This is a genomic window from Plastoroseomonas hellenica (genome assembly GCF_018129085.1).
Classification (GTDB): Bacteria; Pseudomonadota; Alphaproteobacteria; order Acetobacterales; family Acetobacteraceae; genus Plastoroseomonas; species Plastoroseomonas hellenica.
Genome location: NZ_JAAGBB010000005.1, coordinates 1 through 20,239, shown reverse-complemented (window position 1 = coordinate 20,239; position 20,239 = coordinate 1). Strand labels below are relative to the sequence as shown.

Here is a 20,239-nt window from a genome sequence, read left to right as displayed (position 1 = left end):
TGCGGCTCTGCCCCCCGCACCAGGCCGCTGCGATCTTCGGCGCAGCCCCGGCGCCCGCCGGACGCGAAGGAGAGATGCAGATGGAAACCACCCGGCACGTCACCATGGACCCCCAGAAACTCGATGCGCTGATCGGGCGCGCGCTCGGCGATCTTTCGGCCGGCTATGGCGGGGTGATGGTGAGCCTCGGCAACCGCCTCGGCCTCTACAAGGCGATGGCCGGCGCCGGGCCGCTCAGCGCGCGCGAGTTGGCGGGCCGCGCCGGCTGTGCCGAGCGCTACGTACGCGAATGGCTGAACGCGCAGGTCGCGGGCGGCTACGTCGCCTACCACGCGGTCAGCGACAGCTACGAATTGACGCCGGAGCAGGCCTTCGTCCTCGCCGACGAGGACAGCCCCGCCTTCATCCCGAACGCCTGGGCCGTCCCTGCTTCGATGTGGTTCGACGAGGACAAGGCGATGGAGGCCTTCCGCACCGGCAAAGGCATCCCCTGGGGCGACCATGATGGGCGGCTGCATTGCGGCGTCGCAGCCTTCTATCGCAACGCCTATCGCGGCAGCCTGGTGGCGGAATGGCTGCCGGCGCTGGCTGGCGTGGTCGAGAAGCTGAAGGCGGGCGCGCTGGTCGCCGATGTCGGTTGCGGCCACGGGCATTCGACGATGCTGATGGCGAAGGCCTTCCCGGCATCGCGCTTCCAGGGCTTCGACACGCACGGCAAGTCGGTCGCGGAAGCGCAGCGCCTCGCCGCCGAGGCGAAGCTCGACAATGTCGGCTTCGAGCTCGCCAGGGCCGAGAGCTATGCCGGCGCAGGCTACGACCTGATCTGCTTCTTCGACTGCCTGCACGACATGGGCGACCCCGTCGCCGCGGCGACACATGCGGCCAAGGCGATCGCGCGCGACGGTACGGTCATGCTGGTGGAGCCCTTCGCGAAGGATCGCATCGAGGACAACATCTCCCCCGTCGCGCGGATGTATTACGCGGCGTCCACCACCATCTGCTGCGCGCATGCGATCTCCGATGGCGGACGGCTGGTGCTGGGCGCGCAGGCTGGCGAGGCGCGGCTGGCGGAGGTGTTCCGCAAGGCCGGCTTCACCCGCTTCCGCCGTGCGGCGGAGACACCCTTCAACCTGATCCTGGAAGCGCGACTCTGACGCGCGGCTTAGGCAAGAAGCGCGGCCGCGCGCGCCGCAAGATAGAGCCCGAGGCCGAAGACCAGATGGGTGACGAGGCTGCGCCGGCGCGCGACACCCGGCTGCGGCGTGCGGGCAGCGGCGATGCCGAGGCCGAAGGCGGGCTGCATCACCAGGAAGGGTGCGGCCAGGCTGACGAGCCCCGCCGCGACCGCCGGCAGCAGCGTCGGGTCCCGCACCCAACCGATGCCTTGCACCGCGACCAGCAAGGCCGCGAAAAGGATGCCGATGGCGTAATGCGCCAGCCAACCGAGCGCCCGTTCCCCCCGCACCGGCTGCGCCGCGGTGATCGGTGCATGCCGGAAGCGACCCCGCGCCATATGGCCGATCCAGCGCCCGACCAACGCGTAGTCGAGGGAGGGCCCGCCGAAGGCGCGCTGCCGCAGCAGCGCCCAGAGGTCCATCACGATGGTGGCGCCGATGCCGATCGGCAGTGCGTGACACAGGATGTCGGGCAGGTCGGGCATGGTGGATCCCCTTCGGGGTGCGGCCCCTCTGGCTTGCTGCGGGATGGCGGTGATGGCATCCTGCCACTTGAAGTTCACTTGAGGTCAAGCATGCTGGGCATGGACATCGCCGAGGTCGCCCGCCGCGCCGGGCTGCCCGCTTCGACGCTGCGTTTCTATGAGGAGAAGGGGCTGATCGCTTCGATCGGCCGGCGTGGGCTGCGGCGGCTCTTTGATTCCGACGTGCTGCCGCGCCTGGCGCTGATCGCGCTGGGGCAGCGCGCCGGCTTTTCCCTCGAGGAAATCGCGGGGATGTTCGGCGCAGATGGCCGCCCGGCGATCGACCGCGTGCAGCTCGCGGCCAAGGCGGACGAGCTGGACCGCACCATCCGCAAGCTCGCGGCGATGCGCGACGGCTTGCGCCACGCCGCGGTCTGCCCTGCCCCCAGCCACATGGAATGCCCGACCTTCCGGAAGATGCTGCGCATCGCCGGCGCGCACCGGCCGCAAACGGCGCCGGCTGGGCGCAAGCAGAGCGGGTTGAAGCGGATCGGACGGTAACGGCCGCGGGCCCGTGATCGACAGCCTGCGCGCCCGGCGCCATGCTGCCGATACCAGAGGGGAGGAGCCGTCATGCCGTTCTATGAAAGGGGCGAGGTCCGCATCCATTACGAGGAGGCGGGATCGGGCTTTCCGCTGCTGGTGCTGCCGGGCGGCGGGCTGAATTCGACCATCGCGAATCTCAGCACGCCCTTCAGTCCGCTGGAGATCCTGGCGGACGAGTATCGCTGCATCACGCTCGATCTGCGCAACGCCAATGCCGGCCAGTCCACCGGCCCGCTGGAGATCGAGCGGCCCTGGGATTCCTACACGGACGACCATCTCGGGCTGATGGATCACCTCGGGATCGAGCGCTTCCTGGTGCTCGGCTTCTGCATCGGCGGGCCCTTCATCTGGAACATGCTGCAGCGCGCCGCCGCGCGCATTCCGGCCGCGGTGCTGGCGCAGCCGAGCGGATCACGCCCGGAGATGCGGGACCTGTTCTACGAGAACAACATGGCCGGCTGGGGCCCGCAGCTTTGTGCGCGGCGGCCGGAGATCACCATGGCGATGGTCGATGCCTTCCTGACCCAGATGTACCGCAGCGATCCGGACTTCGTCTTCACCGTGACGCGGGACTTCGTCAGGGATTGCCGGACGCCGGTGCTGATCCTGCCGGACGAGATCCCGGCACATCCCTACGCGGTCGCCATGGAAGCCGCGATGCTGGCGCCGAACGCGCAGGTCAGCATGTATCCCTGGAAGGATCCGAAGGATCGGATCCCGCTGGCGGTGCGGCATATCCGCAGCTTCCTGCGCGCGCATCGGCCCGCGTGATCCGCATGCATTGACCGCGGCGGCCCGCATGCGATGCTCACCCCAAGCGGTGCTGCCGCAGGGGAGAGAACGATGCCTAGCCGACGCCACCTCCTGGCGCTCGCCGGCGCCAGCCTGGCCAGCCCGGCGCTCGCCGCCTGGCCGGAACGCCCGATCCGCGTGGTGGTGCCCTACGCCGCCGGCGGCAATGTCGATACCGTCGCGCGGCTGATGCAGCCGCGGCTCGTCGAGAGGCTCGGCCAACCCGTGGTGGTGGAGAACCGCACCGGCGCCGGCGGCAGCATCGGCGCCGAGCTGGTGGCCCGCGCGCGGGCCGACGGCTATTCCCTGCTCGCCGGCTCCAACGGGCCGCTTACGGTCAACCCGGTCGTGCAGGCGCGGCTGCCCTATGATCCCATGCGCGATTTCGCGCCCATCGGCATGGCGATGCAGGTGCCGCTCGCGCTGATGGTGCAGACTTCGCTCCGCATCGCCGGCATCGCCGAGCTGGTCGCCGCCGCCCGCGCGCGGCCGAACGAGATCGGCATCGGCACCGCGGGAGTCGCGAGTTCCACCCACATGGCGCTGGCGCTGTTCGGCGCCGCCACCGGCGCGGCGCTGCTGCACGTGCCCTATCGCGGCGGCGGCGCAGCGCTGCCCGATTTCCTCGCTGGCAATGTGCCGGCGGTCTTCATCGAGCTGTCCACGGCGCTGCCGGTGCATGCCGATGGCAAGGGCCGCATCATCGGCATCGCGGCTGCGCACCGGCTGCCCGCCCTGCCCGACATCCCGACCATGATCGAACAGGGCGTCGCCGATTTCGTGGCCGCCAGCTATGTCGGGCTGCTCGCCACCGCCGGCGCGCCGGAGGACGCCATGCGCCCGCTCGCGCAGGCGCTGGCGGCGGAGGTGGCGAACCCAGAATTCGCGCGCCGCATCGGCGAGATGGGCGGCGAGGCGGCGACGCCGGAGCTCGCGAGCCCGCGGGGCTTCGCGGACTTCCTTCGGGCCGAGCTGACGCGGACGCGCCGCGCCGCCGAGATCGCCGGGATCAGGCCCGAATGAGCGCAAAGACTCCCATCGGGCGCGACAGATTTGACCAGCCCCCGCCAAGCTTATCGCGCCTGATACGGTATGGCCGCCGGCGACAGCCTGGTGGATGGCGGCCGGATGCGCCGCGCCAGGCGGTGCGCCGGCTGTTCCACGAAGCGATGCATCAGGGCGGCCGCCGGGAAGGCGAGCGCGATGGCGATCGCGGCGGCCAGCAGCGGCGATCCGCCATCGCGCAGCAGATGCGTCGTCATCAGCAGTAGCGGCATATGCACCAGGTAGAGGCTGAAGGAGATGCGGCCGAGCCAGACCAGCGCCGGATGCCGCAGGCCTTCCGCGAAGCGCCCTTCCCGCTGCGCCAGCAGGATTAGCAGCACCGAGCCTGCGATGACGCCGTAGTCATGGGCGGAGGCGGCCATGACCAGGATGGCGATGCCCGCTGCCATGGCCTGCGGGCCATCGAGCCGCGGCGGTCGGCCGAGCGCCAGCGCGGCGCCGGCCGCGAAGGCGGGCAGGAAGCCGGCGCTGGCGATGAAGGTCTGCGGCAGGCTGTCCCCGAGGCTGACGCCGCCTTCGGGCATGCCGGCGAGCTGCGCGATGCCGGCACCGAGCAGCGCGACCGCCACGAGCAAGGCCCAGCGGTTGATGAACAGCAGGGCGATGGGCAGCAACAGGTTGATGCGCCATTCATGCACCAGGGTCCAGAGGACCGGGTTGAGCTGGAAGCCGTCGCCATGGCGCATCAGCAGTGCCTGCAGCAGCAAGGCCGGCCAGGTCCACATCTCGTACCAGCCCGCCTCGCCGGTGAGGTGGGGTGTTTCCTCCGGCATCGGCCCGCGCCAGACGAGGCCTTGCAGCAGCGCCGAGAGCAGCAGCGAGGCGAGCACCGGCAGGCCGAGCCGCACGGCGCGTTGGCCCGCATAGCCGAGCCAGCCCGGGGCGCTCAGCACGCTGCCGGGACGTGAGGCCTCCTGCGCCCGCAAGGCGCGCGTCAGCACATAGCCGCTGAGAACGAAGAAGAAGATCACCGCGGGCCGGCCGATACCGATGGGGCGGAGCGGCGTGGAGAACAGCATCCAGCTCACCCAGCCCGGCACCTGCGGCAGCGCGATGAAGGCGTGGTGCAGCACCACGATGAATGCGGCGACGCCGCGGAGAGAATCGAGCTCGATCAGCCTCGACGGTGGTGTCGTCATGGGCCTCCGGATTCCATTCGGGACGTTGCGTCCCGGCCACGAGTGAAGCGCGGCCCTGATGGAATCCTGGGACACGCAGTCGGTGCCGCCCGAGGTCACGCTTGGGCGGCACCTCGTGCAACTGCCGAAAGGCGCGGCGGTTGCGGGGACGCGAGGACGCTACTTACCGACGCGGCGGCGGCGTGTCCGGCGGTGTTCATCGCGGGAAACCGTGCTTTGCCGGCCGCCGTTATAGATCGACGCGCGGAGCACCGGCACCACTCCGACAGATCCCGATCGCGCGATGTCGAATGCCGGATCGCAAAGCGCCGCATTCGAAAGGAGAACCGCCATGGCGAATGCCAGCAAGAAGCACGTCGGCTCCGGCACTCAGGGGAAGCATTCCGGAAGCGGCGGCACCAGCGAGATGCCTGAGGATAAGATCCAGGAGAACATGGTCCTGTCCAACCGCGACAAGTCGCAGCATTCCGATCAGCGGGGTCTCGACAGCAAGACGGTGCAGACCGAGCAATCCCAGGATCATACGAAAAACCGAACTCCGTAAAAGCCACGAGGCGAGGAAGCCCTACTCCGCCGCGCCAGCCTCCGTCAGCACGATCCGCCCCAGAGGTCCGTTACGCCACCAGCCCTCGATGACGCCTCGGGTGACGCCGTCCTTGATGGATGACAGGCCGTATTCCGGGAGCGCTTCTTCGAGTTCCTCCAGAGTCACCTCGGCACCGGGCTCGGTCCCGAAACTCCTGAGATGGTCGCGGATACGTGTGGCCACTTCGGCCGGTGCGGGGAATGAAGACAGCAACGCGAAGCTCCGACTACTGCGGCGAAAGGTCGATTGTTGGAAGGGCAGCCCGGAATCACACCCGCCGCACGGCGGGGGCCAGACCACTCTTTCGAGAGGTCCCGTTTCCGGACAGGCATGGTGACGAATGACGAGCCAACGCGGCGGATACAAGATCGTCCAGGACACCGGCCCAGGTGGCGGGTATTTCATCGTCGGCATCGGAACCGATGGCGAGGAAATCCTCTTCCCTGAGCGCTACGCCACCGAGGAGGAGGCCGGGGCGGCGATGGCAGCGCGCGACCTCGAGAAAAGCGACGAGGTCGTGCCGGGATCCCTGCCGTCGATGATCTGAATCCCCGCCGTCGATGATCTGAAAGTGAGCGTTGCACCGCCATCTGGCAGCGCGCCCGCGCCCCTCCATCGCCCTCTCCGCCCATGCCATGTAGGCTCCAGCCATTGCGCCGCGGCGCACCCCTTCTGGAGCTTCGAGAACGTGAGCGACACGACGGACTACACCCCACCCAAGGTCTGGACCTGGAACAAGGCCAATGGCGGCCGTTTCGCGAGCATCAACCGCCCGATCGCGGGGCCGACCCATGACAAGGACCTGCCGGTCGGCCGCCATCCCCTGCAGCTCTATTCGCTCGGCACGCCGAACGGCGTGAAGGTGACGGTGATGCTGGAAGAGCTGCTGGCCCTCGGTCATAGCGGCGCCGAATATGATGCCTGGCTGATCCGCATCAACGAAGGGGATCAGTTCGGCAGCGGCTTCGTCGGCGCCAACCCCAATTCGAAGATCCCGGCGCTGGTCGATCGCAGCGGCCCGGCGCCGATCCGCGTCTTCGAATCCGGCGCCATCCTGATGCACCTCGCCGAGAAGTTTGGCGCCTTCCTGCCGACCGAAGCCGCGGCGCGCGCCGAATGCCTCTCCTGGCTATTCTGGCAGATGGGCAGCGCGCCCTATCTCGGCGGCGGCTTCGGCCATTTCTACGCCTATGCACCGACCAAGATGGAATACCCGATCGACCGCTTCAGCATGGAGGTGAAGCGCCAGCTCGACGTGCTCGACCGCCGCCTGGCGGAAGGCGAGTACGTCGCCGGCAGCGACTACACCATCGCCGACATGGCGATCTTCCCCTGGTATGGCGGCTTGGTGAAGGGCTGGCTCTACGGCGATTCCGCCACCTTCCTCAGCGTGCAGGACTACAAGCACGTGCAGCGCTGGGCCGACCAGCTCCTCGCACGGCCGGCGGTGCGGCGCGGCCGCATGGTCAACCGCGTGAGCGGGGAGCCGTCGAGCCAGCTCCATGAGCGCCACGACGCCGCCGACTTCGAGACCAGGACGCAGGACAAGCTGGCGCCGCAAGGCTAGGCTCAAGCCGGCGGCGGGCCTGCCACCCGCCGCCCACGGGCAAATCGGAGAGCGGTCGTGGACTATGCGGAGCTTCGCGTGCTGGAGGCCGTGGCGCGGCACGGCAGCATGAACCGGGCCGCGGCCGAGCTGCACACCGTGCAGTCCAACGTCACCGCGCGGATCCGCGCCCTGGAGGAGGAGCTCGGCACGCGGCTGTTCGAGCGCAACAGCCGCGGCGTCGTGCTCACCGCCGCGGGGCAGCGGCTGCTGCCCTATGCCATCAGGCTCGGCACCCTCCTCCGCGAAGCGCAGGAGGCGGCGCGCGATGACGGTACGCCGCGCGGGCATCTCCGCATCGGCGCGCTCGAGACCACGGCGGCGCTCCGTCTGCCGCCCCTCCTTTCCGCCTACGCGCGGGCTTGCCCCGAGGTGGGCCTGGCGGTGACCACCGGCACCAGCGCCGCGCTCATCGCCGATGTGCTGGACTACCGGCTGGACGGCGCCTTCGTCGCCGGCCCGGTGCAGCACCCGGATCTGGTCGAGGACACGGTGTTCCGCGAGGAGCTGATGCTCGTCACCGCGGCTGGCTGCCGCGGCATCGAGGATCTCGACCGGCAGCGCGCGCTCAAGATCATCGTGTTCCGCCGCGGCTGCTCCTATCGGCAGCGGCTGGAGGCGCTGCTGGCCCGGCGCGGCATCCAGACCGCGCAGCCGCTCGAATTCGGCTCGCTGGAGGCGATCCTCGGCTGCGTCGCGGCCGGCATCGGCGTGACGATGCTGCCCAGGGCGGTCGTGCAGCCCGCGGTCTCTGAGGGGCGGGTCGCGGCGCATGCGCTGCCGCCGGCGCAGGCGCGGGCCGACACGGTGTTCATCCGCCGCCGCGAGAGCCAGCCGACCAGCGCTCTCACCGCGCTGCTGGCGATCGCCCGGCCGCTGCCCCTGCGGATGGCGGCCGCCGAGTAGTGGGCATCTCCCCTTCAGATAGCAGCTCTCAAGATAATTCGTTACCGCCGATAACCCGCCGCACCTAGGTCTGCATCCGAGGATGCAGGCGGAGGCAGCATGCAAGGGTCCGGTGCAATCGGCGCGGCGCGGCAGGCGATGCCGGGCATCAGCGCCTGGCGGGCGACGCTCTCGGCCTGCTGCGCCAGCCTGGTCGGCATCGGGCTCGCGCGCTTCGCCTATACGCCGCTGCTGCCGGCGATCATCGAGGCGCAGTGGTTCGGGCCCGAGGCGGCCGCCTATCTCGGCGCCGCCAACCTCGCGGGCTATCTCGCCGGCGCGCTGCTCGCGCGGCCGATGGCGGCGGTGATCGCGGGGCCGGCGCTGCTGCGCGGGCTGATGCTGCTCGCCGCCATCGCCTTCTTCGCCTGCGCGACGCCCCTCTCCCTCGCCTGGTTCTTCACCTGGCGGCTGCTGTCCGGGATCGCCGGCGGTGCACTGATGGTGCTGGCCGCGACCACGGTGCTGCCGCATGTCCCGTCGCCCCGGCGCGGCATCGCCAGCGGCGCGATCTTCGCGGGCGTCGGCCTCGGCATCGCCGCTTCCGGCACGCTGGTGCCGCTGCTGCTGCGCCAGGGGCTGGTCGCGGCCTGGTGCGGCCTCGGCCTGCTCTGCCTGCTGCTGACCGCGATCGCCTGGACGGGCTGGCCCGCGTCCAGCGCCGCACCCGCCGCGCCGCAAGCGCGGAGCCGGGCGCATCGGCAGGCGCGGCCATTGCTCTGGGCGCTCTATGCCGCCTATGCGCTGAACGCAGCCGGGCTGGTGCCGCATATGCTGTTCCTGGTCGACTACGTGGCGCGCGGTCTGGGCGAAGGCTTGGCGACCGGTGCGCAGTACTGGGTCCTGTTCGGCCTCGGCGCCGTGGTCGGGCCGGTGCTGAGCGGGCATCTCGCCGACCGCACCGGCTTCGGGCCGGCGCTGCGGCTCGCGCTCCTGGTGCAGGCGATCGGCGTGGCGCTGCCATTGCTCGGCCTCGGCACGCCGGCGCTCATCCTCTCGAGCCTCATCGTCGGCGCCTTCGTGCCCGGCATCGTGCCCCTGGTGCTGGGCCGCGTGCAGGAGCTGCTGCCGCATGATGCCGCGGCGCAGAAGGCCGCCTGGAGCAAGGCCACCACCGGCTTCGCGCTGCTGCAGGCGGCGGGCGGCTATGGCCTGACCTTCATCTTCAGCGAAAGCGGCGGGGATTACCGGCTGCTCTTCCTGATCGGGACCGGGGCGATCCTGCTGGCGCTGACGATCGAGTTCATCATGGGCATCCTGGAGCGTGATCGCCGCAGGCTGAGTCGGCCGGAGGCGTGAATCACGCGACCAAACAATCGGCCTGGCGCCGCATCGGCCCCAACCAAAAGGATGACGCCCATGACGCTCCACATCGCCCGCATCGAGACCTTCCTGTACCGGGCCGAGGTGGCGGAGCCGGTGAAGACCTCCTTCGGCAGCATCCCGCGCCGCAGCGCGCTGCTGCTGCGCGTCGAGGATGCGGAGGGTGCGCATGGCTGGGGCGAGGTCTGGTGCAACTTCCCGCCCTACAGCGCCGACAACAAGCAGCGGCTGTTCGAGACGGTGGTCGCCCCGGCGGCGCTCATCGGCCGCTATGCGGATGCGCCCGATGCCTGGCACGGGCTGACGGCGCGCACCGCACGCCGGGCCATCCAGGGGGGCGAGCCCGGCCCCTTCGCCGCCTGCATCGCCGGGCTGGACCTGGCGCTTTGGGATCTGGCCGCGCGCCGCGCCGGCAAGCCGCTGCGCGCGATGCTGGCCGGCGATGCCGCTGGGGATGCGGTGCCCGCCTATGCCAGCGGCCTCAACCCCGACACCGCGACAGCGGCGGTGGCGCGCTGCCGCGAGGCGGGCTTCCGGGCCTTCAAGGTGAAGGTCGCCTTCGGGGCGGAGATTGACGAAGCCGTGGTTTCCGGCCTCGCACGCGACCTCAGGCCGGGCGAGCGCCTGATGGTGGATGCCAATCAGGGCTGGGACGTGCCGGAAGCACGCCGCGCGGTGCGGCGCCTCGGCGCGCATGGCCTCGGCTGGATCGAGGAGCCGATCCCCGCGGACCGTCCGGCCGCCGAATGGGCGGAGCTCGCGATGCTTTCGCCGGTGCCGCTCGCAGGCGGCGAGAATGTGATGGGCTACGAGGGTTTCGCCACGCTCATCAGCCAGGGCCATCACGGCGTGGTACAGCCGGACATGCTGAAATGGGGCGGCGTCACCGGCGCCTTCGCGGTGGGGCGGCGGTCCGTCGCGGCGGGTCGGTCCTATTGCCCGCACTGGCTCGGCAGCGGGATCGGCCTGCTGGCGGCGGCGCAGGTGCTGGCCGCGGTTGGCGGCCCCGGCCTGCTGGAGCACGACGTCATGGAGAACCCGCTGCGGGAAGCGCTCGCCCAGCCCTTCCCACGGGTGCGCGACGGCGTCCTGGCGCTGCCCGCAACGCCGGGGCTCGGCGTCGAGCCGGACCTCGCCGCCGCGGCGCCCTGGCTGGTCACGCACATGGAACACCGCGCCGGCGCCTGACGCCTGACGCCTGCGCCTGCGCCTGCTGGTTCGCCCCTAGCCGACGCGACGCCGCGTCGCCGCCAGATGCGCACGCATCGCCGCCTCCGCCGCATCGCCATCCCGCGTGCGGATCGCCGCCGCGACGGCGCGGTGCTCGGCCAGCGCGCTGTCGCGATGGCCCGGCTGCGCCGCGACATGGCGGAGCGCGAGCGCCATCCGCCCTTCCAGCGAGGCCAGCAGGCGGTGGATCTCGGCGTTGCCGCAGGAAGCCGCGATCGCGGCGTGGAAGACGGCGTTGGTGCGGAAGAAGCCGTCCTCGTCGTCGACCGCGACCGCCGTCGCCTGTTCGGCGAGGATGGCGTCGAGCTGCGCGGCGAGACCGGCCGGCGCGCGCTCGGCCGCCAGCCGCGCAGCGAAGCCTTCCAGCGGGCCACGCGCCTCATGGATCTGGTCGGCCTCCTTCGGGCCGAGCTCCGCCACCACCACGCCGCGGCGCGGGCTTTCCACCGCCAGCCCCTCCGCGGTCAGCGCCAGCACCGCCTCCCGCACCGGGGACCGCGAGACGCCGAGGCGAAGCGCGAGCGCCGGCACGGAGAGCTTCTGGCCTGGCCGCAGATCGCCCGAGAGGATCGCGCGGCGCAGCGCGGCGACGGCTTCATCGACGACGCGCACCGCGCCCAGCACCGGCAGGGAATCGCCTTCGATCATGGGGGCAATCTCGGGGCCGGGCGCGGCCCAGGCAAGCGCGCTCAATCCGGCCGGATGCCGGCGGCGCGCAGCACCTGGCCCCAGCGCGCCTGCTCCTCCACCAGGAAGGCAAACATCGCCGCGGGTTCGGCATCCGCCATCACGGTATTGCCGAGCGCCTCCAGCCGCGCGCGGAAGGCGGGATCCGCCTTCGCCTCCCGCACCGCATCGCGCAGCCGCGCCAGCACCGCATTCGGTGTGCGCGCCGGTGCCAGCAGCAGGTTCCAGGAGGTCATGGTGTAGTCGGCGAGGCCCGGAAAGCCGCTCTCGGCCACGGTCGGGATCTCCGGCGCCTGCGGCAGGCGCGTGCTCGCGGTGACGGCGAGCGCCTTCAGCGTGCCGCCCCGCGCCTGGCCGAGGCCGGTCGTCGCGGTGTCGGCGACCAGCGCGATCATCCCGGCCATCAGGTCATTGGTCGCGGGCGCCACGCCGCGATAGGGGATGTGGTTCATGGAAAGGCCTGCGGCGGCCAGCAGCTTGGCGACCGCGAGATGCGCGGCGGTGCCGTTGCCGGCGCTGCCATAATCGTAGCGGCCGGGATTGTCGCGGATCAGCGCGAGGAAGCCACGGAGATCGGCGACCGGCAGGTTGGGTGCGCCGAGCAGCACTATCGGGCTTTCCGCCAGCAGCGCCACGGGGGCGAAATCCGCCAGCGGATCGAAGGGCAGCCGCGCGAAGAGCGACGGGTTGGTCGCCTGGCTGAGATTGTTGAAGAGGATGGTGTAGCCATCGGCCGGCGCCTTGGCGACGACATCGCTGCCGACCGTGCTGCCGGCGCCGGAGCGGTTCTCCACCACCATCGGCTGGCCGAGGATCGCCGAGAGGCGCTCCGCGAAGGTCCGCGCCAGCGCATCCGATGGCCCGCCCGGCGCGAAGGGCACCACCAGGCGGATCGGCCGGTTCGGATAGGCGGGCTGCGCGCGCGCCAGCGCGGGCAGCGTAAGCCCGGCGGCGATGAGGTTACGGCGGGAGAGGATCATGCTGATGGCTCCGGGCATTCTCACCATCCGTCGCAGCGCGCCCAGCGCGCGCGGGCGACGCCGTCGCCGTCATGCACGTCATAGCCGCCATGACCGCCAGCGGCCGTCAGGCAGGCATGGTTGGGCAGGATGCGCACCCGCGCGCCGAGCGGCAGGCGATCGAACCAGGCGGCGTCCGGCAGCGGCACCGTGCCGTGTTCCTGATGCAGCGTGGCGATGGCGAGCGGCAGCCGCGCCCCGGTCGCGGCATCGGCGAGGATGCCGAAGCGCGCTTCCGGCAGGTATGCATTGGCGCCGCTGTCCTTGCTGAGCGCGAGCGCGCCGGCATCGAGGATCAGCGCGCCGGCGGCACCCGGGCAATGCCTCTGATGCCCGATGACACCAGCCTCGACGGCGAGCGCCAGATCCTCCCACCGGCACATCCCGCGAGAGAGCTGCGCCAGGTCCCAGAACAGCGATACCCCTGCCCGCGCCTCCGTCACGCCGTCGAGGTGGCGCGCGAACAGCAGGGTCGGCGTGGAGCCCACCGAGACGATCGGGCAGCCATGGCCGGCGGCGCGCAGCCGCGCGGCGGCATGCGTGGCAGCGGCGCGCTCGGCCTCCGCGAGATCGGCGAGCGCCATGGGATCGTCGCTCGCGTAGGAATGCCCGGCATGGGTCATGACGCCGCGGAGGCGCAGCAGCGGATGCCGCGCGGCTTCGGCGGCCGCGGCGAGCAGCGCCGCGCCATCCGGATCGGTGCCGGAGCGGTGCTCCCCGCAATCGACTTCGAGCAGCAGGGGCAGCGGATGCGTCGCCGCCTCGCCGAGCAGCCGGAGCATCGCGGCATCATCGGCGACGATCGTCACGGCCGCGCCGCGCGCGGCAAGCGCGGCCAGGCGCGGCAGACGCGCGGGCGTCGCGGCGGCCGCCAGCAGCAGGTCGGAGAAACCGGCACCGGCGAGGAATTCCGCCTCCCGCAGGGTCGAGACGGTGACGGCGCCGATCGCGCCATCATGGGCGATGCGCGCGACCTCCGCGCATTTCGCGGTCTTGAGATGCGGGCGGAAGGCGACGCCGAGCGCGCTGCAGCGCGCGCGCAGGCGTTCGGCATTGCGCAGCAGCCGTGCGTGGTCGAGCAGCAGGCGCGGCGTGTCGCTCATGCGAGCCCCTCCAGCGCGGCGTCGAGGGTGCGCGCCTCGCGCAGCGGCTTGGGGCCGGGGCGCGCCGGCAGGCCGACGCGGTTGTGCCAGACGACGCGCATGCCGACGCCGGCCGCACCCGGCACATCGGCGCTGCTGCCCGCGACGAAGAGCGCGTCCTCAGGCGCGACGCCGAGGGCCGCGAGCACCGCACGGTAGGGCTCGGGCCGCGGCTTGTAGAAGCCCGCTTCCTCCGCGGTGATCACGGCATCGAAGGGCACGCCGCAGCGCGCGGCCGCGCGCCGACCGAGTTCCACCGAGCAATTGGTCGCGACGCCGAGCAGCAGGCCGCGCGCCCGCAGGCCGGCCAGCACCGCTGACACCTCCGGCCAGGGCATCAGCCCGTCCCAGCCGGCATGAAGTGCGGCCGGCGCGGCGGCGGTCAGGCCGGCATCGCGGGCGGCTTCGGCGACCAGCGCCTCATAGGAGCGATAGGCGCCGCAGCCATAGGTCAGCTCCAGGTAGCGGGCGCGCCAGCTTCGGCCGGCTTCCGCCCCGCCGGCGGCGGCATCCCAGACGGTCCAACTGTCGAGCAGCGCGGTGAGCAGGTCGAAGATGACGGCTTTCGGGTGCGGCATGATGGCTTTCTACATTTTACATGTAAATTGTCAAGGCAGGCCATGACGCGGCCGGGCATGCCAGACTGCGCCGGGCCGCAAACTGGGAGGGAGCTGATGTCGGAACAGCCGGTCCTCTATGGCGCCGCCTACAGCGTCTATGTACGCGCGGCGCGCCTCGCGCTCACCGAGAAGGGCGTCGCCTATCGGCTGGTGCCGGTCGATATCTTCGCGCCCGGCGGCCCGCCGCCGGAGCATCTGGCGCGGCATCCCTTCGGCCGCATCCCGGCCTTCGAACATCGCGGCTTCGCGCTCTACGAAACCGGCGCCATCACCCGCTATGTCGACGAGGCGTTTCCCGGGCCGGCGCTGCAGCCGCAGGCGCCGCAGCCGCGCGCCCGCATGAACCAGGTGATCGGCATCCTCGATGTCTATGCCTATCGCACGCTGGTCTGGGACATCTATGTCGAGCGCGTCTCCGCGCCCAAGCGCGGCCGCGCTTCGGACGAAGCGAGGATCCGCGATGCGCTGCCGTGGGCGGCGACCTGCCTCGCCGCGCTGGACGCGATCATGGGGCCGGGGCCCTTCCTGACGGGGCCGGAGCTGACGCTCGCGGACCTGCACGCCGCGCCGGTCTTCGCGCTGTTCACGGCAGCGCCGGAGGCGGAGCCGCTGCTGCTCCCGCATCCGGGCCTGCAGCGCTGGTGGGGCCGCATCGCGGCCCGCCCCAGCATGGCGGCGACCAGCCAAGCCTGAGCGATGAGACCATCCGTCAGGAAGCCGTGAGGCTGGGCCTGAAGACGCCTCCGGGTGCCCATTGTCGATCCCGCCTAGCGCAGCCTCGGGGTGGCACGTCCATCCGCTGCTGGAGCATAATGCGCGCGCAAGCGCTCACGCATTATGCTCCAGCACTGTGTTTGATCGCGTGATTCAGACTTTCGGCGATTCCGCCTCAAGTCATCACGCTCCAGGCAGATCGGAGGAGGGAGATGATGACCGGCAGCAGCCTCGCCGAGAAAACCTGCACCCCCTGCCGCGGCGGCGTCCCGCCGCTGACACCGGCGGAAGCCGAGGGCTATCACCTCCAGGCGCCCGACTGGTCGCTGATGGACGGCGCGACCCGGATCGAGCGACGCTTCCGGTTCAAGGACTTTTTGGAGGCCTTCGCCTTCGTCTCGCGCGCCGCCGCGCTGGCGGAGACGGAGGCGCACCACCCCGACATCAGCTTCGGCTGGGGCTATGCGGTGGTCTCGCTGCGGACCAAAAAGATCAAGGGCCTGCACGAGAACGACTTCATCATGGCGGCGAAGCTCGACCGCATTGCCGACGGTACCGGGGCGGCAGGTCAGGAGGCCTGACCTGCCGCGGAGGCGATTGCCGGCGGACGCCGCCTCCCGCACGCTCGCTGCCGTGTTCAGCGGCCGCCCCTGGAGGATGCCATGGTCGAACCCGACCTAGGGTCGGACCCCCTCCGCGACCGCATCCTGGACGCGGCGGTTGCCGAGGCCGAAGCGGACGGAGGCTGGTACGACCTCCGGCTCCACAGCGTCGCACAGCGGCTCGAGGTGCCGCTGGAGGCCGTGCTGGCCCGCTTCCGGGACGCCGACGCCATCGCCGACGCCTGGTTCGCCCGCGCGCTGCGCGCCATGCTGCGCGAGCCGGAGCCGGGTTTCCTGTCCCTGCCCCCGAGCGAGCGCCTGCACCTGGTGCTGATGCGCTGGTTCGACGCCCAGGCGTCGCATCGCCAGGTGGTCGGCAGCATGATCGGAGCGAAGCTGCATCCATCGCACCCGCATCACTGGGTGCCGATGATCTTCAGCCTCTCGCGCCTAATCCACTGGGCGCTGGAAGCAGCGCGGCTCGACGCCCGGGGCCTGCCGCGGCAGGCGGAGGAAGTCGGCCTCACCCTTCTCTTCCTCCGGGTGCTGCGCCTCTGGCTGCAAGATGCCAGCCCGGACCAGCAGCGAAGCCGCGATGTCCTGCGCCGCAATCTGGCTTGGCTGGACCGGCTGCCGAGGCGCCCCGTGCACAGCGGGGACGGCGGCACCTAGGCGTCGCGGCCGCGATCCGGCACGGCTGCCACCACCTCGCGCGCCTGACGGCAGCCAGGCGGAGCCCCGCGCGAAGCGCGCCAGCGCACTGCCCGTATGGAGGGTTTCTGCTCCTTTCCGCGGCATCACCCTCCGCGCCGAGGCCTTGGGATTCGCGATGCTGGTTCGTTGCTTGGCGCTGCTGACGGCGCTGCTGGCCCTCAGCGCCTGCGGGCATTACTGCGGCCTCGGCCGGCCCAATTGGCCGCTCTGCGCCTTCGACCGATAGGTGGATGCCGGCCGGCTCACCTGATCAGCCGGTCCCGCTATTGTCGGTCTTGTCGCTCTCCGCCTGCTCGCGCAGTTGCTCCGCCGTGAGGCCCGCGGGGACGGACCCGCTCAGCGTGCCGTCGCCCTCCTTGCGGTGCGCCTCGTCCTTGGGCGCGCCTTCGGGGGTGTGCGTCGTGCTGTCGGTCTTCATCCCGGGCTTTTTCGGCTGCTTGCTCACCACGCGCATCTCCATGCCGCTGTCCGGAAGGCTGAACGCACCGAATGGGCGCGGGATGCGGGGCCGATTCGGGACGCGGCGCGGCTGGACGTTTGGACAGGTTTATCACAACCGGTTGTTCGCAACGCCATTGCAGCGCAGCAAAGCCAGCACCGCCACAGGCCGGAATGCGCCACGCCCGGCCGCCAGAACGCGCGACGAACATCCGTGGTGCGAAGCCGGTTTCGCGAAGGAGGGTCGTCGCCTCTTCCGGCGCGCCAGGAATCCTTACGAAACGACACAATCTGCGCGGGCGTTATGAAATGCCGGATAAACCACCGATTGCGTAGGAAATCGTATACGGTCTAGCTCAAGCTTATGACAGAACGCATCGCGGCCAGAACGGCCGACCTCCTCGATACCTTCGGTGTCGTCACGCATCTCCCCTACACGGATGGTGGCTACCGCGAACTCAGCGCCACGACAAACGCGCTGACGTATCTCGGCCTCGACCATGTGCGCGATCAGGCGCCCAACCCGGAATATGACGAATACGGCCAGGAGCATTTCGCCGATGCGGCCGCCCGGGGCATCCACTTCACCTTCGTCGTCGAGGGCGGCGTCGACCCCGCCACCACCGTGCAGCGCATCCACGCGATCGAGCAGGCCTATCCCGGCACCGTCACCGCGATCGAAGGCCCGAACGAAGTCAACAACTGGCCCGTGACCTATAACGGGCAGACCGGCACGGCCGCTGCGCAGGCCTACATGAAGGCGCTGTTCGACGCGGTCCAGGCGGACCCACTGCTGCGTGACATCACCGTCTCCGGCTTCACCGACTGGCCGAACCATTCCAGCACCAGCGACACCAGCACCATCCACCCTTACGCCAAGGACGGCGACCAGCCGCTCGATCGCATCCAGCAGGATATGGAAGACCAGAACGCGGTCGATCCCGGCAAGCAGTTCCTGATCACCGAGACCGGCTACCACACGCAGATCAACCCGTCCGAGGGCTGGGAAGGCGTGAGCGAAGCCGTGCAGGCCAAGCTGATCCTGAACACCTACATGGATGGCGCGCTGGTCGGCGCGCAGCAGACCTATGTCTACCAGCTCCTCGACGCCTATGCCGGCGACAGCCAGGAGGAGCATTTCGGCCTCTTCCGCCTGGACAACAGCCCCAAGCCGGCGGCGACCGCCATCCACAACCTGACCACGATCCTCGCGGATACCGGCGGCACCGCCGAGAGCTTCGCGACCGGGAGCCTGGACCTGACCGTCACCGGCGCACCCGCGACCGGGCACACCTACCTGACCGAGAAGAGCAATGGCTCCTTCCAGGTCATCACCTGGGCCGAGCCGGACATCTGGGACGAGGACGGCAACCGGGCGATCACCGTCGCGCCGACCACGGAGACGATCAGCTTCGGGAAGACGTTCGCGACGGTCGAGATCTTCGACCCGCTGCTCGGCACGACGGCGATCCAGACGCTGCACGACGTCTCCAGCGTGAGCCTCGGCATCACCGACCATCCGCTGATCGTGCAGCTCTCCGGTGCCGGGACCACGCCGACGCCGACGCCGACACCAACCCCGACGCCCACTCCGACTCCGACGCCCACGCCGACCCCTGCGCCGATCACCGGCTCCAGCGCGGCGGAGACCCTCATCGGCACCGCCGGGAATGATGCGATCGTCGGCGGCGGGGGCGACACGCTGAAGGGTGGCCGCGGTGACGACACCTACACCGTCAAGGCGGGCGACAAGGTCGTGGAGCTGACCGGACAGGGCGCCGACACGGTGAAGACATCGGTCAACAACTACATCCTGCCCACCAATGTCGAAGACCTCGTCGTCACTGGCAGCGGCGCGAACACCGTGTCCGGCAACGCGCTCGCCAACGAGATCACCGGCAATGGCGCCGCCAACACGCTGAACGGCCGCGGCGGCAACGACGTGCTGACCGGCGGTGCCGGGAACGACACCTTCGTGATCGCCAAGGGCAAGGGCCACGACACCATCACAGACTTCCAGGGTGCGGGCGTCGCCGGCGGCGACAAGCTGCTGCTCAGCGGCTTCGGCCGTGGGGCGACGCTGAGCCATGTCGGCGACGACTGGTCCATCCGGGCGGCGGATGGCAGCGTCACCCATGTCACGATCGACCACGTCACCGAGCTGGCGACATCGGACTACGCCTTCGGCTGACCTCTCCAGGCTCTCCCCGGCCGCAAGGCCGGGGAGAGTTGGTGGTCCCTGTTCGCCCGGCGATGACGGGCTTCCCCGATATCCGACGCGTCCACGCCCGGCCCAGGCGATGCCGGCCGCTCGGCTTGACCATTGTCATCACCAAGGAATTGTCATGTCCGCCGCACTCCGCTCCGGCGCCCTGCCTGCCCTATCCGAGACGCCGTTGCGCCGTGCGCTGGCGATGTGCCGGGCGGAGTTCTGGTCGGTCGGCGTGTTCAGCGGCGTCGTGAACCTGCTGCAGCTCACCGTGTCGATCTACATGATGCAGGTGTTCGACCGCGTGCTGGCGACGCGCAACCTCGACACGCTGCTCTATCTGACGCTGATCGCCATCGCGGCGATCGGGCTGCTGGCGCTGCTGGAGGCGGTGCGCAGCCTCGTCATGCAACGCCTCGGGCAATGGGTGGAGCGGCGTGTCGCGCCGGAAGGCTTCACCCGCGCGCTGGAAGCGCAGCTCCACGGCCGCCCCTATCGGATGGAGGCGCTGCGCGACCTCGCGGTGGTGCGCGGCTATCTCGGCTCGCCCGGCGCGCTCGCGCTCTACGACCTGCCCTGGGTGCCGGTGTTCCTCGCGGTCATCTTCCTGCTGCACCCGATGCTCGGCTGCATCGCGCTCGGCGGCGCAGTGATCCTGTTCAGCCTCACCCTCCTCTCCGAGCTCGTCACCTCCGCGCTGCTGAAGCGCGCCGGCGCCGCCGCCATGACCAGCCAGCGCCGGGCCGAGGCGATGATGCGCAACGCCGAGGTGATCGACAGCATGGGCATGCTGCCGGCGGTGATGACCCGCTGGCAGGAAAGCCAGGCGGAGCTCGCACCGGCCACCGCCAAGGCCGCCGACCGCGCCGCGGTGTTGCTGGCGCTGACCAAGTTCTTCCGCCTCGCCGTGCAGGTCGGCATCCTCGGCGCCGGCGCCTATCTGGTGCTGCAGCAGGAGCTGACCTCGGGCGCCTCGATCGCCGGTTCGATCATCATGGGCCGCGCGCTCGCGCCGGTGGAGCAGCTCATCGGCGGCTGGAAGCAACTCGTGCAGGCGCGCCAGAGCTGGAAGCGGCTGAAGGGCTTCCTGGCGCTGCCGCGGATCCGGCCGCAGGGCATGAAGCTGCCGGCGCCGGTCGGGCGGCTCACGGTGGAGCGGGTGT

General features: G+C 70.6%; 23 protein-coding genes. 15 read left to right on the top strand and 8 right to left on the bottom strand.

Annotation, left to right across the window (positions count from 1 at the left end; translation table 11 throughout):
• Window positions 1-80 precede the first annotated feature (80 nt).
• Window positions 81-1,154, top strand: coding sequence for a class I SAM-dependent methyltransferase (locus GXW71_RS05250; RefSeq protein ID WP_246526305.1), 1,074 nt, complete (start codon window positions 81-83; stop codon window positions 1,152-1,154).
• Window positions 1,155-1,162: 8 nt separating this feature from the next.
• Here the strand turns inward: GXW71_RS05250 and GXW71_RS05245 are convergent, their stop codons facing one another.
• Entirely contained in the window at window positions 1,163-1,660 is a 498-nt protein-coding gene (locus GXW71_RS05245) for a DUF2938 domain-containing protein (protein WP_211851360.1), read from the bottom strand.
• Between the two features lie 99 nt (window positions 1,661-1,759).
• Between GXW71_RS05245 and GXW71_RS05240 the strand changes: the two genes are divergently transcribed.
• The 3 genes from GXW71_RS05240 (at window position 1,760) to GXW71_RS05230 (ending at window position 4,060) form a co-directional block, all read left to right on the top strand.
• Window positions 1,760-2,200: a helix-turn-helix domain-containing protein gene (locus GXW71_RS05240; protein WP_246526304.1), complete on the top strand. Its 441-nt coding sequence runs from the start codon at window positions 1,760-1,762 to the stop codon at window positions 2,198-2,200.
• Window positions 2,201-2,272: 72 nt separating this feature from the next.
• Window positions 2,273-3,016, top strand: coding sequence for an alpha/beta fold hydrolase (locus GXW71_RS05235; RefSeq protein WP_211851358.1), 744 nt, complete (start codon window positions 2,273-2,275; stop codon window positions 3,014-3,016).
• 72 nt (window positions 3,017-3,088) lie between these two features.
• Entirely contained in the window at window positions 3,089-4,060 is a 972-nt protein-coding gene (locus GXW71_RS05230) for a Bug family tripartite tricarboxylate transporter substrate binding protein (protein ID WP_211851357.1), read from the top strand.
• A 50-nt stretch (window positions 4,061-4,110) separates the two neighbouring features.
• Here GXW71_RS05230 and GXW71_RS05225 read toward each other — a convergent pair whose 3' ends face one another.
• Entirely contained in the window at window positions 4,111-5,241 is a 1,131-nt protein-coding gene (locus tag GXW71_RS05225) for an acyltransferase family protein (RefSeq protein WP_211851356.1), read from the bottom strand.
• Window positions 5,242-5,572: 331 nt separating this feature from the next.
• Here GXW71_RS05225 and GXW71_RS05220 point away from each other — a divergent pair, with 331 nt between their 5' ends.
• Window positions 5,573-5,785, top strand: coding sequence for a hypothetical protein (locus GXW71_RS05220; RefSeq protein ID WP_211851355.1), 213 nt, complete (start codon window positions 5,573-5,575; stop codon window positions 5,783-5,785).
• 21 nt (window positions 5,786-5,806) lie between these two features.
• Here GXW71_RS05220 and GXW71_RS05215 read toward each other — a convergent pair whose 3' ends face one another.
• Window positions 5,807-6,040, bottom strand: coding sequence for a hypothetical protein (locus GXW71_RS05215; protein ID WP_211851354.1), 234 nt, complete (start codon window positions 6,038-6,040; stop codon window positions 5,807-5,809).
• A gap of 127 nt (window positions 6,041-6,167) precedes the next feature.
• Here GXW71_RS05215 and GXW71_RS05210 point away from each other — a divergent pair, with 127 nt between their 5' ends.
• The 5 genes from GXW71_RS05210 to GXW71_RS05190 all read left to right on the top strand — a co-directional run bounded on the left by GXW71_RS05210 (window position 6,168) and on the right by GXW71_RS05190 (window position 10,889).
• Entirely contained in the window at window positions 6,168-6,374 is a 207-nt protein-coding gene (locus GXW71_RS05210) for a hypothetical protein (RefSeq protein ID WP_211851353.1), read from the top strand.
• 141 nt (window positions 6,375-6,515) lie between these two features.
• On the top strand, window positions 6,516-7,394 hold the full coding sequence (gene yghU, locus GXW71_RS05205; RefSeq protein WP_211851352.1) for a glutathione-dependent disulfide-bond oxidoreductase: 879 nt from the start codon (window positions 6,516-6,518) through the stop codon (window positions 7,392-7,394).
• A 57-nt stretch (window positions 7,395-7,451) separates the two neighbouring features.
• A complete protein-coding gene (locus GXW71_RS05200; RefSeq protein ID WP_211851351.1) occupies window positions 7,452-8,339 on the top strand; it encodes a LysR family transcriptional regulator in 888 nt (295 codons plus the stop codon).
• A 99-nt stretch (window positions 8,340-8,438) separates the two neighbouring features.
• Complete coding sequence (locus tag GXW71_RS05195; protein WP_246526303.1) at window positions 8,439-9,677, top strand: YbfB/YjiJ family MFS transporter; 1,239 nt, start codon at window positions 8,439-8,441, stop codon at window positions 9,675-9,677.
• A 60-nt stretch (window positions 9,678-9,737) separates the two neighbouring features.
• Entirely contained in the window at window positions 9,738-10,889 is a 1,152-nt protein-coding gene (locus tag GXW71_RS05190; protein WP_211851350.1) for a mandelate racemase/muconate lactonizing enzyme family protein, read from the top strand.
• Between the two features lie 36 nt (window positions 10,890-10,925).
• Here GXW71_RS05190 and GXW71_RS05185 read toward each other — a convergent pair whose 3' ends face one another.
• The 4 genes from GXW71_RS05185 to GXW71_RS05170 are packed head-to-tail and all read right to left on the bottom strand — an operon-like array spanning window position 10,926 to window position 14,357.
• Window positions 10,926-11,579 (bottom strand): GntR family transcriptional regulator, encoded by a 654-nt coding sequence (locus GXW71_RS05185; protein ID WP_211851349.1) that lies wholly within the window; start codon window positions 11,577-11,579, stop codon window positions 10,926-10,928.
• A gap of 41 nt (window positions 11,580-11,620) precedes the next feature.
• The gene (locus tag GXW71_RS05180; protein ID WP_211851348.1) at window positions 11,621-12,616 is read right to left on the bottom strand and encodes a Bug family tripartite tricarboxylate transporter substrate binding protein; all 996 of its coding nucleotides are present in this window, start codon (window positions 12,614-12,616) and stop codon (window positions 11,621-11,623) included.
• Between the two features lie 2 nt (window positions 12,617-12,618).
• Window positions 12,619-13,740, bottom strand: a complete 1,122-nt coding sequence (locus GXW71_RS05175; protein WP_211851347.1) for an alanine racemase — start codon at window positions 13,738-13,740, stop codon at window positions 12,619-12,621.
• A complete protein-coding gene (locus GXW71_RS05170; RefSeq protein WP_211851346.1) occupies window positions 13,737-14,357 on the bottom strand; it encodes an HAD family hydrolase in 621 nt (206 codons plus the stop codon). The genes GXW71_RS05175 and GXW71_RS05170 overlap by 4 nt, the downstream gene beginning before the upstream one ends.
• Before the next feature lie 96 nt (window positions 14,358-14,453).
• Between GXW71_RS05170 and GXW71_RS05165 the strand changes: the two genes are divergently transcribed.
• From GXW71_RS05165 to GXW71_RS05155, 3 genes are all read left to right on the top strand, one after another.
• Window positions 14,454-15,092, top strand: coding sequence for a glutathione S-transferase family protein (locus tag GXW71_RS05165; protein WP_211851345.1), 639 nt, complete (start codon window positions 14,454-14,456; stop codon window positions 15,090-15,092).
• A gap of 236 nt (window positions 15,093-15,328) precedes the next feature.
• The gene (locus GXW71_RS05160; protein ID WP_211851344.1) at window positions 15,329-15,694 is read left to right on the top strand and encodes a 4a-hydroxytetrahydrobiopterin dehydratase; all 366 of its coding nucleotides are present in this window, start codon (window positions 15,329-15,331) and stop codon (window positions 15,692-15,694) included.
• Window positions 15,695-15,775: 81 nt separating this feature from the next.
• The gene (locus tag GXW71_RS05155) at window positions 15,776-16,387 is read left to right on the top strand and encodes a hypothetical protein (RefSeq protein WP_211851343.1); all 612 of its coding nucleotides are present in this window, start codon (window positions 15,776-15,778) and stop codon (window positions 16,385-16,387) included.
• 292 nt (window positions 16,388-16,679) lie between these two features.
• Here GXW71_RS05155 and GXW71_RS05150 read toward each other — a convergent pair whose 3' ends face one another.
• Entirely contained in the window at window positions 16,680-16,889 is a 210-nt protein-coding gene (locus GXW71_RS05150; RefSeq protein WP_211851342.1) for a hypothetical protein, read from the bottom strand.
• A gap of 342 nt (window positions 16,890-17,231) precedes the next feature.
• Here GXW71_RS05150 and GXW71_RS05145 point away from each other — a divergent pair, with 342 nt between their 5' ends.
• Together GXW71_RS05145 and GXW71_RS05140 are read left to right on the top strand one after the other, a co-directional pair.
• Window positions 17,232-19,058 (top strand): calcium-binding protein, encoded by a 1,827-nt coding sequence (locus GXW71_RS05145; protein WP_211851341.1) that lies wholly within the window; start codon window positions 17,232-17,234, stop codon window positions 19,056-19,058.
• Window positions 19,059-19,212: 154 nt separating this feature from the next.
• Window positions 19,213-20,239: ABC transporter transmembrane domain-containing protein (locus GXW71_RS05140; RefSeq protein WP_246526302.1), on the top strand; the 1,027-nt coding region annotated here is incomplete at its 3' end.